This window comes from Epilithonimonas mollis, assembly GCF_900142325.1.
GTDB classification, from domain to species: Bacteria; Bacteroidota; Bacteroidia; order Flavobacteriales; family Weeksellaceae; genus Epilithonimonas; species Epilithonimonas mollis.
Window position 1 is genome coordinate 33,088 of sequence record NZ_FRAM01000005.1, and the last position, 16,417, is coordinate 49,504.

A 16,417-nucleotide genomic window follows, 5' to 3' on the forward strand; every position below is an offset into this window, starting at 1 on the left:
AGGTCGTGAGCTTAATACTTATCCTCTCGTATGTTAAAAATTACCAGTTTTCGGGCGAGATTCTAAGCAATAGCTTCTATTGTTCTTTGAAGTATCGCAAAGTTACGTTTCAATAACTTATTTTACAAATATAATAAAAATATTCAAATCATTCGCTTTAACGAACAGTATTTTTCATTTTAATTTTTTCTTTTGATAAAGATTACAATATATGCCAGATAAAGAAGTTTTAAATAAAAAAAATGCTCTCGTAAATAAACACTTGTGCAATTTTATTGAAGCTAAATTTCTACGCGAGTATCGTAATCAAAAAGGTGAACTTATTTCTCAAAATGAATATGCTAAACTTTGTGGAATAACTTCCTCCACAATTTCAAAATTGAAATTACTTGAAGGTTATAATGTTCCTATGTCAACAATTTATAATATACTAAGGCACGAACAATACTCCTTAGAAAAATTCTTTAATGAATTTGAAAATGCTAAGGGAATAAATATCCCTGATTAAAAGCGCGACTAAACTTGAGATTTTTATCTACCAATTACTTTATAGTAACAATCTGAACATTGCTCTAGAACTTCTTCTGTTTCTCGAAATTCTTTTTTTAACGAGTAAATCTAAATTGAAAATCCGATGATGGTGAAGGTTGCTACGATACTGTAGATTTTTAATGCTTTCATATTTGTGTTTTTATAAAGACAATAAAAGTTTTGGAATAATTTGACCCTTGTTTATCAACGAGATAAAAAATAGGCAAACATAAAAAACACCTCCATTTTAAGGTTTCCGTCTTTTTTTTTTGACTTATTTCTTACAATTTTCTATGCTAATTAAAAATAAATATTACGACAAAAAGAAAATGATCTTGCAACTTCTAAATTCTGATTCCTATTAAATTCCTTGTGGAAGTTTTTGATATTGGAATCAAAATAAAGTATTCGATATATATATAACACTCTGATTTAAATATTTTTAACTTTCCATAAATATGTTAATTTTTAATTTGACTTTTAGCAAAATTGGAAATAAAAAAGCTTCCAAAATTGGAAGCTTTTTTGTTGAATTAAGGTATTTATTTTTCCATCGCAAAGATCTTGTAAATATAATCTTCCATTGTAGGCGCGAAAAAGTTATACATTTCCTTTTTATCTTCTGGAATCTGATCTTCTGATATGGTAAGAAAGTGAATAATCGCAACAGGAATATCAAGTTCTTTTGCTATTTTCTCCAAGGTGTCCGGAGTAGGTTGATATACACCTTTTACGATTTGCGAAACTGCAGTGGTACTTTTACCGATTCTTCCTGCTAATTCTTTTTGTGAAATATTCTTTCTTCTTAATAAATCTTTAATTACTTCACCGATTGTCATTGTGACTCAATTTTTTTATTACTTTAAAATAATCTGAGCAACATTTGTCAAAATTGAGATTATGCTTAATGCAATCTCATATTTTTCTTTCTTGCTCAAACTACTGTCTAATTTATCTCTTGCTTCTGAAAGCGCAGATTTTACTGTATCGCTAATACTGGGGTCTGCAAGAGCTGTTTCAAGTTTTTCTTTAAGTTCTCTGTCCATTGGATTAAATTTTTAGAATTAAATTGTCGATTGTTCTTATTGATATTTAATTCTAAATTATCTTCATCATCAAAGTGGCGGAAATTATGCTTTGAATTTCTTATTAATTTTCTTCTATCAAAGTTCAAAAATGGTATGTTTTCTTTTGATATCGAAATGATTATCTTTTCAAGATTTTTAAGTTTTTCGGTAAGTTCTGCTATATAAGCATACAATTTTTGTAGAACTTCGTAAAGATAATCTGTGTCAATGGTTGGTTTTTCAACAACCAACCTAAGTTCACAGATATTACGAAGTAAATCAATATTATGATAAACATTCTTAAAATCTTCTAAACACAGTGTTGATTCTGCTCGGTCAATATCGAAACCCTCAATAATTATACTTTTGGTATAATTCCATTCATGGGTTAACTCAAAATACTTCGTTAGAGCAAGTCTATGCTCATTGAGAGTATAACTTTTTGTTTTTTTCTTTTTCATTTCTTCTTATTTATTATTGCAAATTTAAGTAAAACTTAAATTAAAAAACAAATTATTTTACAAAATTTAGTTATTTATTTTATTGGATAAAAATAGAAAATAGAAATATTGTTGAATTTGTAAGGTATAAAGAGTTATTTCTCTGTACAATAAATAGTCAACTTACAACTGAAAATAATATCGACAAGAAGACTGTAAGAAGAATTAAAGAAGACGAAAGTTACCAAATTAGTTTAATTACCATAGTGAGAATTTGTGAGTTTAAAATATTAGCTTATCCAAAATTCTTTGAAATGGTTTGCCTTTAAAATAAATAAATAATAAAAAATCCTGACGAAAATTAAGTTTTTTTGTTTTTACGGAAAACCGTAATCAACTGATTATAAGGTTTTGTATATTTGAAAGTAAAACTAATACAATTTTCCAATACTTAAATGAAACAAAGTTTACAAAATCTGATTACTGATAGCATTCTTCTAGAGTACAATTTACCTAATCACACTTTAAACTATCAAAAATCTTGCATAACGCACAATGACTTAAATGACAATTGTTATAAAATTGATGATTTAGTAAAATTATCAAGAATTGTTTATGAAAGTGTTTTGTATTACTCATATGACCAATATCAACTTGAAGGAGGTCATCATCAAGGAATGTTTGAAAATGCTTTTAAGCGAAAATTCAAATTCAATGAAGCAGCCGATGAAACTGCTAAATTAAAATTAGGCTTCTATGGTGAAGCATTATTATACTCATTATTGAAGATTTTCTACAATAATGAAACATTAGTTTGCCGAGGATATTTTTATGATATTCAGAAAAAATCTGAAGTTACGGGTTATGATTGTTTTCACTTAATTCAAAATGAAGATGATTTACAACTTTGGTTTGGGGAAACAAAATTTTATCAAAATGGGACTTCCGCTGTAGATAGCGTTTTTAGCAACATTACTAAGGCCATATCAAACGATTATCTAATCGAAACAAACTTTACAACAATCTTACAAAGCAAAGGAAATATTCAAGATAAAGACAGTACAATTTATAAGATTTTAGACAAATGGGAAAAGTCTCTAATTCCAAATTTAGTCAATGAATTAAACAGTAATAACATTAAATTAGTCTATCCAATTTTAATAACCTATGACCAACATAAAGACGGCTACAATGATTCAATCAACGAAATAATTACGCACATTAATACAAAATATAACACTACAAGTTTTCCAAATATAGGAATTGATTATTCCATATTTTTCATTTTACTACCAATATCTGATGTTAAACAATGTAAAAAACAAATTATAGAATGGATAGACAGCAAAGAACCCTTGATGTCGTAATTGCATTAAATCAATTTCAAAATCAAGAATTACCCAGATATAAATTCTTAGAAAATGTTTGTGAATATTTTGATTTCATTAAAAGTGAAGAATTAGACGATGCAGATTATCGCTTTTTAATTCATCTCTCGTCAAAGGTTGGAGTACCTCATTATTATGACATATTACACAAGTTTAATGAAGACAAACTACAATTAAAGAATGAAGAAAATGTAAAATTAGATGTAATCTCAGCTCTAATTTTTGAATCTACTTTATATACAAACGAAACTTCTAAACTTCATCTTTATCAAAAGGAAGTTTTAGACCTTTTTAAACTTGGAAAATTAAATCGTTACTTTCTATCTGCTTCTACTTCATTTGGGAAAACCCACTTGGTTTATGAAATAATTAATAAAATGAATTACAAAAATGTAATTCTAATATTTCCGAGCATTGCATTATTATCGGAAAATTTATCAAGGATAAAGGAGGGAAAAATAAAATTGTCAAATGATTTCAAAATACATACTTTGAGTGATTCGGAAATTAATCCAGAAGAAAGTAATATATTAATTTTCACACCAGAAAGGTATTTATCATATCTAGACAAAAACAAAGAACTTGAGGTAGATTTTATTTTTGTTGATGAAGTTTATAAAATTGATAACAGCTATATTATTGACGATGAAAGCAAAGAAAACGAAAGAGATATTGCTTATAGGATGTCGTTATTCTTTGGCTTGACCACAAATGTAAACGTTGATTTATTTATTGCGGGTCCATACATTGATGTATTTGAAAAAACCGAAAAAAACTACAATCCATCATTTGATTTATTTTTAGAAGACTTCAAGATTGAAAAAGTGCTTCTAAATGAATATGAGATTGTAAAAGTAAATAAATATTCTGCAGATATTAAAATACAAACCAATTTTGATTCTCTTGATGTTAATTTAAAAGGAAAAGGAACAAAAAAAGCCAAGATCCAAGAATTATTTGACCGAATTTTATTGCAAAATGAGAACGCAATAATCTATTGTAATACCAAATCAAATGCAGAAAAAGTAGCTAGGGAATACGAAAGAACAGAAATTTCAACTGAAAACTTTTCTGATTTCTTGCATCACTTAACAACTACTTTTGATGAAAGATGGATTGTAATAAAATCATTAAAAAAAGGAATTGGTGTTCATCACGGTGTTGTTCCCAAATACATACAAAAAGAAATCATTGATTTATTTAATCAAGCTGAAAACAATTTGAATATTTTATCCGCTACAACTACAATAACAGAAGGCGTAAATACAACTGCAAAAAATATGATTGTTTATAAAAGCAGAAAAGGTGGTGGTCAACATATCAAACCGTTACTAAAATTTGATGCAAAAAATATTGCAGGAAGAGCCGGTAGATTTATGGAGCATTATGTTGGTAGAGTTATTACTCTTGACAATGAATTTTTAGAAGTAATTGAACAAGAAGGAAAACCAATAGAACATAAAAATTATGATATTGAAACTTCGAAAAACGAAGTAGAATTTGAAATGACTAAAGCCGAGTATTTAGACGATAGAACAAAACAGCAAATTGAAGAGTTAAAAAAACTTCAAGAACAATTTGAAATTCCAGATCACATAATCAATCAATTCAAAGTTATAAGTAAAAGACAAAAAATAGATATTTATAAAGACATTTCCCAATTAACTTCTACACAAATATCACTTATAAAAAAACTGATAAGTAGTTTGAACTCAACAACTATGAGCTTAGATAAAGATGGTTTTCAAATTGTTTTAAATATTATTTTACCTCAAGTTGAGAGTGAAGCGTTAAAGCATTATATAACTAACTCATTTACGGATAAGTTTAATCAAAAAACATATTCAATTCTATATATCGCCTTAAATAAATACATTTCAAATGGATTTAAAGGTAATTATGAGTATTTTTTAGAGAGAACTATATCTAAAAAGAAAATCGAGTTAGAAAGTAAACTAAAAAAAGAATCTGATAAGACAGGAAAAAAAATGAAAGGAATCAATATTAACCTTAATAATGATGAAATTTCAATTTGTGTAGATTCTGCAATGAGAGAAACAGCGGAGTTAATTTATAACACATTTAAATATCAACTTGTTAAATATTTAGGTGTGTTCAACTTAATGTATAAATACTATATTTCAAAAACTGAAAGCAAACCACTAGAGGAAACTTCTGGCATTGACATTCTTTTAATTAAGCTTGAATACAACGCATTTTCAGAGGAAGCAAAAATTGCCAGTGATTATGGAGTTCCCAACAAAATAGTGGCTTATTATGATGCAAAAGATCCTGAGCAAGCAAAAAGCATAAGAAATAGCTTTGATAATTATGAAAAGAAAATTTTTGAAAAAGTAAGAAATATTATAGCGCAGTAAAAACTCACCACATATCTTCTTGAAAAATAAAAAATTGAATTAAACAACTCGACATCTGCAAGAATCAAACTATTAAACTTAATCTTAATAAGATGTTTTGTAAACTTTGTAAATGTAATGAATAATAGTCTGCTTAGAAATTCAATTCTGAAAAATGCACCAAACCGAACTTTTTACATGGGTAACAATCCTTCCTAAATTTTACGAAACAATATGAACAAAAATTTATTAAACCTTTTTACTGAATCATTTGAACAATTCTTAGAGTATGACCTAAATAACATTCTAAATAATGTAGCAGAAAGAAATCTGTGTTCAAGACTCGGATTTAATATTGAATTAAATTTAAAAAAATATGGAATTGAAGGATATTATGCTGATACCGAATATAACAGAAAGCAAGAGGGGCAAGTAAAAACTATTCTTGACGACGAAATGGAAATTGTTCCAGTTCAGTGCGATTTAATTATTCATAGTCGAGGAGAAATCATTTCTAAAGATAATTTAATTGCAATCGAAATGAAAAAATCTACAAGGCCAAATTCTGAAAAAATAAGTGATAGAAAAAGATTGAGAGCATTAACTAAAGAAAGCTATGATGACATTTGGTCAAATGACGGAATCGCTCTACCTGAACATGTTTGCGGCTACGATATAGGTATTTATTTGATATTAAATATTCAAAAGAGGAATTTCGAAATTGAATATTATAGTAAAGGAACCCTTAGAAAACAAGAAATAAGACAATTTTAAAAGGGCTTTTGCAATAGAAAAAATTTAAAATTATAAATAATCCTAATTTATACAAGAACGTACAGCCATGAGATTTGACATTAGCAAACTTGATTTAAAGTTACTATTGAGAGCATTAATATTAAACTCCGAACCCAACGGAATTGGAATTGCTGAGTATCTAATTAAAAAAGATAGGAATTTACTTGTCGACAGTATAACCGATAAAGAATTCGAATTCTATACTTATGACCTGAGAAATGCCAAAGAAGGTAATTTTAGAATATTAGACTATTATTATGGTAAACCCATAAAATTTGACATTAGAAAAAAAGCGAACGGTCAGATTTTAGTCGACTCAAGCGCATTTGATTCCAGAATTGGAAAATATAAGTTCTTAGAAATACTCATAAGTTATTTCCAAACAAAAGATTTCACAATAATCAAAAAAGGATATACCTACAATAATTTCCCTGAGACAGATTTGAATAGAAAGGAGGATATAAAAGAACTAAAAAAAATAACTAATAATTTATTAGTAAAAAGAAATGTAAACGGAAGACATTGGATTGTTGATGACTCCAAAATCCAGTTTGAATCAGAGTATAATCAAATTATCAAATAAATAAAGATGTTAATCAAGTAAACAAATAAAAAGCGCAAATTATCATTTTTCTTAACTATAAAAACATCTTCAACAATATTATTTTTGATTAAGACAAAAGTTTATTCGATCAATAAAAAACTTGAATCAAAAAACATTAAATTTTGTAACTTACCACAAAATATAACAATAATCATTAATGGCAAACAAATACGTTGACTTCATCACGGATGAACATTTATTGGCGTGCATCGACAACTTGCACAATTCCTACTTAAAGGCAAAGAACAATATTTCCAAGGAGACATTCTACAAGAACAAGGTCGACACTATCAAATTGACTTTCGACTCCAAGTTCAACGGCATCGATGAGGAAGACCTGATACAATCCGAGATCCTGAGACAAATAGACAAGTCAATTAACAATTCCATAGGCACTTTCCACGAGCAAGTATTGGGAGGTATCGAAGGTTACGAAGTAGGCAAATTAAGCGGCTTCGATATAAAAGCTAATGATGACACTTTGTTTGCCGACATCAAGAACAAGCACAACACAATGAATAGCAGTTCCGCTGAAGCATTGTTCCAAAAATTAGCTCGCTATGCCGACACATATAAAAAGGCAAATTGCTATTGGGTTCAAATATTAGCCAAGAACAGCTTCAATGAGCATTGGAAAGGCGAGATCAATGGAAAGGAGTATAGTCACTCCAGAGTATTTAGAATCTCAGGGGATAAGTTCTACGCATTATTATCTGGCCAAGAAGATGCCCTTTTCAAATTGTTCAAGGCACTACCTAAGGCTATAATCGACTATATGTCTTCGTCCCGACCAGATAAGGGTGTCCAAGAAAATTCTGCCTTGGAAGAAATCACCAGTCAAACGGATAAATCAAAAAGGTCGATTCTTGACCAAATAACATTTGATAACTATAGCTACTATTTGGGGTTTGATAAACTATAATACTTGTTCAGGAACTTGATAATTGAATAACCAACTTCGGTACCGAGGTTAACTGGTACTGCATTACCTATCTGCTTGTACTGCTGTGCAAGCGAGCCCGCAAATTCCCAATCATCAGGGAATGTCTGGATCCTTGCATATTCCCTTACTGTAAAAGGCCTGGTTTCATCAGGATGGCAACGCTCGGTCTGCTTCTGTGCGGGGCTACAAGTCAAAGTCAGGCTGGGCTCGTCCCACCCGATCCTGCGGGCAATGCCTGTCTTGCCTCCGCCTAAAAAAAAGCTCCCACCCATATATTCCTTTTGCAGATCCAATGGCAAGTCACGCCAATAACCTTTTGGAGGAACCAGGTCAAGGATTTCTGCCTTTCTTTTCGGGTATTTAGCGCCACCTGACACCGGGACATCGGAATCATAAAGTTCCCCCTTTTTCAATGCGTCCTTAAGGTTGTATATTTTATTATAGGGGGCTGGGTAATGATAATCCAAATTAATGTCTTTCCGTATGCCAACAAGTATCAACCTCTCCCTTTTTTGCGGAACCTTAAAATTTATCGCTTTCAGTACCTCTACAGGCACAACCCTATATCCGATTTCGTCCAATATTGAAATCATCCCTTCTAATGTCTTGCCGTTATCATGGCTCAGCAGGCCACGAACATTTTCCCCTATGCAGATAGGCGGGTTGACCTCTTTAACTACCCTCGCAAATTCATAGAACAGCGTACCCCGTGCATCAGCAAGGCCTAGCTTTTTGCCAGCATAGCTGAATGCCTGGCACGGGAACCCCCCAGTAACAACATCAACTTTACCGTTATATTCAATGAAGTCGAAATCCTTGATATCGCCTTCCATGACCCTCCAGTTAGGGCGGTTGTTCCGCAGTGTCTGGCAGGCAAACTTATCGATCTCATTTAGTGCTACGCACTTGAGACCCGCCTTTTCCAATCCAACAGCCAGCCCCCCAGCCCCAGCAAAGAGCTCCAACACCTTGTAGTCATTGTCAGCTTCAACATAATTACTTTCACTAGTGGATCCCTCCTGCATGAAGCCTTTGAATATTTTTTCAACGTCCGCCCGCCTATACACCCTGTAATTACTCATAGGCTCCCTTACAGCAACCAGCTTCCCTTCACGATCCCATCGCCTAAGAGTTTCTTTGTTCTTCCCCAACATCTCGGCAGTTTCTGCCAACGACAAATATTCTTTTGTAACCATAATATGCAACCTTACACATTGGTTACAAATATATGCGATTTTAATGATAACAACAAAGGAAATAAACCCTTATATTTGAAAAAACTTCTAATTATGTATGAACTATTTGATAATGAGGGAAAAAAAATAGAGCACCATGACCTTCAAGACAAATCGCATTGGTGTAAGGATGGGGAAAAAATCGAGGAAGCTTTTGTAAGGCTATATGGCGAACAACTTAATTTGGCGATAAACCCAGCCAAGGGGTATGACCCTTTTGCACCGGATCTAATCAATACTTTAACTGGCAGGTTGGGCGACCTTAAGCATCAAGCCACACCTTTTTTCAAGGCTCGGAAATTATTCGGCATAGACCCAACCTACGCTGTTGTATTTAACGAGAAAGATAAACTGAGGTACGAAGAAAAATACCCTGAAATTACCATCTACTATTGGGTAAATTGGTTAGCAGTAAAATACAGGACAGAATGGAGCGAAATTACCGTCCGACCCTTGCAAGGTGTTTGGAAAAGCGAATTCCGGGATTTCAACAAATACCTTTCAACCCGCCTGCTGCATTACTACCAACAGAGAACCGATGACACAAAAGGCAACGCTAAAGGCAGTTTTGTATGCGATATTAGGAACGAAGCCTTTGAAAAACTAATATAACACTTAACGACAATTATCCATGAACGACCTGATTTGTGAAATACACCCTTGCAGGTCGTTCCTTATCTGATTGTCCCAAAACCTTAGGACTGTATACCCCATTTCTTGTAGGGCGATAGTATTTTCTATATCGCGTTGCATATTACGCTCGATTTTTTTAATCCAGTAATCAGCATTGGACTTGATTCGTAATTTTTTTTCTTCCCAATTGTAGCCATGCCAAAAGCCGCCATCAACAAATATAGCCAGCTTATGTTTCCTCATGACAATATCGGGCTTACCAGGAAGCTTTGAAACGTTGATACGGTAGCGCATACCGCTCAACCACAGAGCCTTCCTTAAAAGGATCTCTGGCTGTGTATCTTTACCCTTTATCTTTGACATGAGCTTCGAACGCTCTTCAGTTGTATTGAAAATGTAGGCTCCCATTTTTTATAGTTTTTCTTATGTTTAAAACAAAGGATTTGCCATAACCTCAATTTCTTGCGTATCCGTTGATATTCTAAGAAAAACCCTTAGGCTCCAAATCATCGATCATACCATTCTAACGCGACCCTTCTTCCAACTATATGGGAAACAGTAGTCCACAAATGGATGATTTCGTATATTTGGTTCCTGACTAATTTGAAACAAATCTTAATACAAGAAAATCCTGTCAGTAACTAATAAACCAATTCAACTAAATGATACCTGAGAACATAACTAAAGCACATATTTTACAAGGCATCAAAGATATTGACAGCGAAGGGATCAAATCCCTTCATACAATGTCAAAAATATATGATTTGATTTACGAGGACAAAGTGTACCCGCCTAAGCTAGTTATTTCATTAGCAAATAAATACGCAAATGGAGAAGTCCTTCATTATTCGAAGTTCAATACCAATGAAGCTCAAAAACGGCTGCGAGAGACCAGTGCAGAATTCATTATAAAGACAAAGGACAACGATCCTATTGCTAATATCATAAGTAGATACAAGGATTATATAAAGGCAAACAGCTTGCAAGAGGAAATTTATAAGTGGGAGCTTTTAAAAAAGTACAAGAACCGGCCAGACACCAAAGCAGCTGATTTTTACACAGAAGTAAAACAAGTTAATTTTTCGAACCTTATTTATCCTGTTGGCCTTTTAGTAGTCTACCATATTGCTAGAGATATGACTGAGCCATATAGGGAGTGCTTTAAAAGGCTTTTTAATGAGAAGGCTCCTTTGGCTGAGAGGGTAAAGTACTTTAATGAGGAAACATTAGCGATATACCGAAAGCTAGTACCTGACGAACGTTTTTCCCATCATCAAGACGAACGTACTATTGCTACTTTCCTTACTTACCACAATCCTAGTGAGTATACTTTATATAAACATTCCTTCTACCAAAAGTATTGCAAGCTTATCAATGTAAAGCCAAAAAGCAAGGGGCAAAAATATGTCCATTATTTGGAGCTGGTCAATGAATTTGTTTTGGAGTACATAAAAGATGACGGAGAGCTGATTGGGTTAATAAAAGCTAACCTTAACGAAAACTGCTTTGAGGATGAAAATTTCAAAATCTTGGCACAAGATATTTTATACCAAACATTAGATAAACAGATCGGTATGGGAAGGAGCTATTGGCGAATCGGAACGTCGGATGGCACGAATAGCTATTGGGAGCTTATGGAGCAGAACAATAGGATTTGTATTGGCTGGAACGAATTAGGAGACCTCAACGACTATGAAATTAAGAGCAAGAAGGATATTGACAATTACTTAAAGGCTGAAGGTTTTTATCTTGATGACAATAGGCTAAGAAGCCGAAAGGCAGGTGAAATATTTAACTTTTATAATGAGATAAAAATTGGGGATGTAATTCTCGCTCAAGATGGTGCAGCCGTTTTAGGCATTGGAATCATTAATGATGAATATCAATTTAACGCATCCGACGGCTTTGCCCATCAAAAAGGTGTTGAGTGGAAGCTTCTAGGCTCCCCATTAAATAATTCGGAAGGGCTTAGGACAACTGTATATAAGTTGTCAGATATCAATCTAATCAATAAAGTTAATACCTTAATAGATAATGCTGGATTAAAAATAACTGTAGAAAATTCCCAAATTATGGCCCCCCCCTTAAATCAAATTCTTTTTGGCCCTCCGGGAACAGGTAAAACGTATAATACGGTCAACAAAGCAATTGCTATAACAAACCCAGAGTTCAATTTAAATCAGCCACGAGAAAATATCAAGCAGGAGTTTGATAGGTTAATGAAAAATGGGCAGATAATATTCACCACTTTTCATCAAAGCATGAGTTACGAGGATTTTATAGAGGGAATTAAACCCGTAGAGCCGAAGAAGGAGGAGCATGCCGTTACTTACAAAGTAATTGATGGTATATTTAAGAAAGCCTGCAATCCAAATTCCAATATTTTTTATCTAGGGCAAAAAGTTGGCAGTTACGAAGTTGTAAATATTTCACCAGAATTAATTACAATGAGGAAACCAAACGGAAGCTTGATTTCTTTCCAATTTTCAATGCTTCTAAAACTATTGGAATATTTAAAATCAAAAAATATACACTTAGATAATTTTAGTGGGAAAATAGATTCTGAAGACATAGATAAAAAAGCATTCCCCGAGCTAGAATCATATATCGTAAACGGGTACTCCAATATTATTCCAGGCTTATTAAAGATTATTTCCCATAATAAATCCGAATTGGATGGCAATAACATTGTATTGATCATTGACGAAATCAACCGGGGCAATGTTTCGCAGATATTCGGCGAATTGATTACTCTGGTAGAGGAAGACAAACGATTGGGGAAAGACGAAGCACTAGAAGTAATATTGCCTTATAGCAAACAGAAATTTGGCGTGCCCCCGAACCTTTACATTATTGGGACGATGAATACGGCCGATAGAAGTGTTGAAGCCTTAGACACTGCATTAAGAAGACGGTTTTATTTTACGGAAATGGCTCCCAATGCAAGCTTAATCGCAAAAGAAGGCCGTTTAAGGCATCAAAATGGACTACTGGAAGGAGTTTCCCTCCCCGAATTATTGGAAACTATTAATAAACGTATTGAAAAGCTCTTGGATAAAGACCATTTAATCGGGCACAGCTATTTTATGACCGTTGCTTCCTTGGATGATTTAAAGTCTGCTTTTCAAAGTAAGATAATCCCACTTCTACAGGAATATTTCTTTGGAGATTACGGAAAAATAGGATTGGTAATAGGGAAAGGATTTTTTGAAGATACAAAAGATGCTAACTCAGAAAATGTATTTGCCGACTTCGACGATTACGAAGCTTCAGATTTTTCTGAAAGAAGTATATACAAACTGATAAACGCAAATAATTTAAGCGACGAAGATTTTCTGGTCGCCATTAATCAACTTTTAAAAAAATAAATTGAATTTAAATCGAAAACATTTTACGGTATTTGAACACCAAACCTTGAAGCTCAACCAGGAAATTGAGGGAGTGAAGTTTGGTTCAAATCATCTAAAAGCACTGCAAGGCTTCTTTGGGGAAAAAGGCGTCCCATATTATGCCCTTATTCATAATGGCGTCCGTTTCAATGAACATGTAGGAGTTATCCAGATTGGAGAAACAGTTATTGAAGTCCTGCCCAAAGCTGACAATCTTTCTGATAGCCCTGATCAGAAAGCAAAATGGCGAGATATCTTGATAGATATGCTTTTTACTATTGATGCCTTTAACATTCATTCCCCAAGCAGCAGTTCATTAAAATTAAAGCCCAATTCTATACTAGATTTATATTTTGAAATGTTTATCCAGGAAGTTGAATACTTGCTCCATACGGGTTTGATTAAACGTTATAGGAAGAAGGAAGGTAATGTTTTGTCCTTAAAAGGGAATTTATTGTTCAATAGACATCTTCAACGGAACCTTGTGCATCAAGAGCGCTTTTATACACACCATTCGACATATGATATGCAGCATAAACTACATTGTATCCTATATAAAACAATCTGCTTCATAAAACAAATTAATACTAATGTCGGCTTACATAGCCGTTTAGGCTCATTATCATTGAATTTCCCTGAAATGCCCGACATTAAGATAACAGAATCTGTTTTTCAGAAAATAGCATATTCGCGAAAAAACCATCAATACCAAAAATCTATAGAAATTGCAAGGCTGATACTTTTAAAGTTCCACCCAGATATAAAGCTAGGAAGAAATAATGTGCTTGCAATTATGTTCGACATGAATAAATTGTGGGAGCAATTTGTATATACCAGCTTGCGTAAGTTTATTAAGCACCCTTCTGCAATAACTGCTCAAACTACTAAATCATTTTGGAAACCTAAAGACGGCTATCACTCAAAAATAAGGCCTGATATTATTGTAAACCACTATAGTGGAAATTGCGTAGTATTGGACACAAAATGGAAGAATTTGAATGGTTACAATCCTTCGCCAGATGACTTAAGGCAGATGTATATATATCATAGCTATTACAATGCAGATAAAGTTGCTTTGATATACCCTGGAACAAATAATTTTATAACTAAAGGTAAGTATATTGACCCGATTACTGGCAAAGATAGTGATAACGAGTGTAGTATTGTGTTATTAGGTATTGAAAGTGATATTAAAACTTGGCAAAAAAATATTTATATAGAATTGAATAAATGGCTAGAAATTTGAAAAATATACATTATAAAGGCATCTGATGGTTTTAATCCGGATAAAAATAGCCTTAAAATATCAATGGATACTCCTATTAAAAGCGAACTAAAAAACTTTAACGGCAAAACCAAAAGTAAAGGCGAAATTCAGTAAAACGCATTAATCTACGCAAATTTGACCTTCATTATATGTTAATTATTGATTGTTGAGATGTTCATCGATGTTAATAAAAATGCTTTAAATAAACACTTTTTCTACACCAAGCGTCCATAAAAAACAACTTTATGGATAACTTTTATCTCACTTTTCCAAATTGGGAAATCTCTGTAATTAGGAGATATGCAAAGTAATTTTTCGGGGTCTTCCGGATGGTCCTGGAGCCTTTTTATCATTCTTTGATCATGAGTGATTATAAAATAAATACAATCCGGATCTAACCGCTCCCATTTATCAATAAAGTCGATTCCAATTATATCTCCAGGTTTAATAATATCTGAAAAAGAGCAACCTATAACTGGAAAGTAAGCCTTGCAACTTACCCCAGGCATTGATATAAAGCCAGTAGCCTCATATTTTTCTTTATGTAACTCAGAAACCGTTCCAGCACTAACTGGTAACGGATAAAAAGGTGCGCCTTGTTCAGATAGATTCACATTATCCGCAAATTTTAACTTGCGAATTATCGCATCATACTCCGAGCGAGTTTCCGCAATAGATGATAACTTTTCTTTTACATTTGGTTTAGTATCATTAAAGTTATCATTTTTGTTATCATTTGATTTGATAACCTTTTTATCACTTTTGGAATTCTCAACCAGCTCGGAAATTGTGACATCTAACACACTTGCGATTTTCCGCAATTTACTAAGCTGAATATCTGCTTCACCATTCTCATAAGATACATACGAACGCTTTGGAATGCCAGTTTTCTCAACCATATCATCTTGAGTCAAGTTTTTGTCTTCTCTTATGTCTTTGATATACAGCATTTTACTAATTAAATACGGAAAACCGTAATTTTTATTGCGAATTTTTGCATTATTACTTGCGAGATTTCGCAATATTGTTTTATATTTGCTTCACTTTAATAACGCAAAGATATAAAAATGGAGACACTAGCCAAACAAATAAAAAAAACAGATGTGGCAAAAACGCCATATCAAGTAATTGCGGATGAGTGCGATACTACTGTGCTATATGTCGGACAGATAGCTAGAGGAGAAAGAAATCCCATTCGTGGAAAAGGATTGGAAGTATTAAAAAAACTTAAGGAATTAACATCAAAATAATATCACAATGAGAAAACTTAAAATTAAAATCAAAAAACTGCTTCTCAAAGCATTACCTAAAGAAACTATTCCATTTGATGACTGTGGACTTCGGACAGAATTACGCTTTTATAAATTTTTTGGAAAGGTCGTCAAAGTATCACAATTCGTAATTCCAGAGCAATGCGATGATGAACAAGCATTGTATCTCGGAATCATAAAATAAAAACGGAACAATTAGCATATCCCTTGAGCCTCAACCTGAAGGCTGGGTAAAACACAGCATAGTTACCGATCAATTGTTCCGGAATGGAGAGTTTTAGATCTAAACTAAGCACGGGCGCGGTTACTGCGAGAATGTAACAATCAGAGTAGTGGCGGAATGGTAGACGCGCCAGGCATGGACTGGCGGATGTAGAGAGTTCGAAACTCTTAATCGACTGGATAGACTACACATTGCAGGTTCGAATCCTGCCTACTCTACGAAGATGTTTCACTTGTCAATGAAACCGGTTAGCATTTCGGGAGTCAAGAAATGC

16 protein-coding genes and 1 tRNA gene are annotated in these 16,417 nt (G+C 33.0%); 12 read left to right on the forward strand and 5 right to left on the reverse strand.

Annotation, left to right across the window (positions count from 1 at the left end; genetic code table 11):
• The first annotated feature begins 211 nt into the window (after positions 1 to 211).
• A complete protein-coding gene (locus tag BUA97_RS15900; RefSeq protein ID WP_073000186.1) occupies positions 212 to 508 on the forward strand; it encodes a helix-turn-helix domain-containing protein in 297 nt (98 codons plus the stop codon).
• 565 nt (positions 509 to 1,073) lie between these two features.
• Here the strand turns inward: BUA97_RS15900 and BUA97_RS15905 are convergent.
• Positions 1,074 to 1,370, reverse strand: coding sequence for a helix-turn-helix domain-containing protein (locus BUA97_RS15905; RefSeq protein WP_073000188.1), 297 nt, complete (start codon positions 1,368 to 1,370; stop codon positions 1,074 to 1,076).
• Between the two features lie 140 nt (positions 1,371 to 1,510).
• Positions 1,511 to 2,059, reverse strand: coding sequence for a hypothetical protein (locus BUA97_RS15910; RefSeq protein ID WP_073000191.1), 549 nt, complete (start codon positions 2,057 to 2,059; stop codon positions 1,511 to 1,513).
• Between the two features lie 434 nt (positions 2,060 to 2,493).
• On the opposite strand from BUA97_RS15910, the gene BUA97_RS15920 reads away from it, so the two are divergent.
• The 5 genes from BUA97_RS15920 to BUA97_RS15940 all read left to right on the forward strand — a co-directional run bounded on the left by BUA97_RS15920 (position 2,494) and on the right by BUA97_RS15940 (position 8,104).
• Complete coding sequence (locus BUA97_RS15920) at positions 2,494 to 3,405, forward strand: Hachiman antiphage defense system protein HamA (protein ID WP_073000193.1); 912 nt, start codon at positions 2,494 to 2,496, stop codon at positions 3,403 to 3,405.
• Positions 3,372 to 5,804, forward strand: a complete 2,433-nt coding sequence (locus BUA97_RS15925; RefSeq protein ID WP_073000195.1) for a DEAD/DEAH box helicase — start codon at positions 3,372 to 3,374, stop codon at positions 5,802 to 5,804. Before BUA97_RS15920 ends, BUA97_RS15925 begins: the two co-directional genes overlap by 34 nt.
• A 213-nt stretch (positions 5,805 to 6,017) precedes the next feature.
• Positions 6,018 to 6,557, forward strand: a complete 540-nt coding sequence (locus BUA97_RS15930) for a hypothetical protein (protein ID WP_073000198.1) — start codon at positions 6,018 to 6,020, stop codon at positions 6,555 to 6,557.
• Between the two features lie 67 nt (positions 6,558 to 6,624).
• Positions 6,625 to 7,161, forward strand: coding sequence for a hypothetical protein (locus BUA97_RS15935; protein ID WP_073000200.1), 537 nt, complete (start codon positions 6,625 to 6,627; stop codon positions 7,159 to 7,161).
• Positions 7,162 to 7,339: 178 nt separating this feature from the next.
• Positions 7,340 to 8,104, forward strand: a complete 765-nt coding sequence (locus BUA97_RS15940; protein WP_073000202.1) for an Eco47II family restriction endonuclease — start codon at positions 7,340 to 7,342, stop codon at positions 8,102 to 8,104.
• Here the strand turns inward: BUA97_RS15940 and dcm are convergent.
• Positions 8,080 to 9,321, reverse strand: coding sequence for a DNA (cytosine-5-)-methyltransferase (dcm, locus tag BUA97_RS15945; protein ID WP_073000204.1), 1,242 nt, complete (start codon positions 9,319 to 9,321; stop codon positions 8,080 to 8,082). The genes BUA97_RS15940 and dcm overlap by 25 nt on opposite strands.
• A gap of 3 nt (positions 9,322 to 9,324) precedes the next feature.
• Between dcm and BUA97_RS15950 the strand changes: the two genes are divergently transcribed.
• A complete protein-coding gene (locus BUA97_RS15950; RefSeq protein WP_073000206.1) occupies positions 9,325 to 9,972 on the forward strand; it encodes a hypothetical protein in 648 nt (215 codons plus the stop codon).
• A gap of 3 nt (positions 9,973 to 9,975) precedes the next feature.
• Here the strand turns inward: BUA97_RS15950 and BUA97_RS15955 are convergent, their stop codons facing one another.
• Positions 9,976 to 10,401, reverse strand: a complete 426-nt coding sequence (locus tag BUA97_RS15955; protein WP_073000208.1) for a very short patch repair endonuclease — start codon at positions 10,399 to 10,401, stop codon at positions 9,976 to 9,978.
• 254 nt (positions 10,402 to 10,655) lie between these two features.
• Between BUA97_RS15955 and BUA97_RS15960 the strand changes: the two genes are divergently transcribed.
• Positions 10,656 to 13,361, forward strand: a complete 2,706-nt coding sequence (locus tag BUA97_RS15960) for an AAA family ATPase (RefSeq protein ID WP_073000211.1) — start codon at positions 10,656 to 10,658, stop codon at positions 13,359 to 13,361.
• Between the two features lies 1 nt (position 13,362).
• Positions 13,363 to 14,628 carry an McrC family protein gene (locus tag BUA97_RS15965; RefSeq protein ID WP_073000214.1) on the forward strand — a complete coding sequence of 422 codons (1,266 nt, stop codon included), beginning with the start codon at positions 13,363 to 13,365 and terminating at the stop codon, positions 14,626 to 14,628.
• A 236-nt stretch (positions 14,629 to 14,864) separates the two neighbouring features.
• On the opposite strand, the gene BUA97_RS15970 is transcribed toward BUA97_RS15965, so the two are convergent.
• Entirely contained in the window at positions 14,865 to 15,599 is a 735-nt protein-coding gene (locus tag BUA97_RS15970) for an XRE family transcriptional regulator (RefSeq protein WP_139258365.1), read from the reverse strand.
• 117 nt (positions 15,600 to 15,716) lie between these two features.
• Here BUA97_RS15970 and BUA97_RS15975 point away from each other — a divergent pair, with 117 nt between their 5' ends.
• The 3 genes from BUA97_RS15975 to BUA97_RS17195 all read left to right on the forward strand — a co-directional run bounded on the left by BUA97_RS15975 (position 15,717) and on the right by BUA97_RS17195 (position 16,361).
• Positions 15,717 to 15,899 carry a hypothetical protein gene (locus BUA97_RS15975; RefSeq protein ID WP_073000219.1) on the forward strand — a complete coding sequence of 61 codons (183 nt, stop codon included), beginning with the start codon at positions 15,717 to 15,719 and terminating at the stop codon, positions 15,897 to 15,899.
• Positions 15,900 to 15,906: 7 nt separating this feature from the next.
• Positions 15,907 to 16,104 (forward strand): hypothetical protein, encoded by a 198-nt coding sequence (locus tag BUA97_RS15980; protein ID WP_073000221.1) that lies wholly within the window; start codon positions 15,907 to 15,909, stop codon positions 16,102 to 16,104.
• A 142-nt stretch (positions 16,105 to 16,246) separates the two neighbouring features.
• Positions 16,247 to 16,361 (forward strand) — tRNA-OTHER (locus BUA97_RS17195).
• Positions 16,362 to 16,417: the final 56 nt, after the last annotated feature.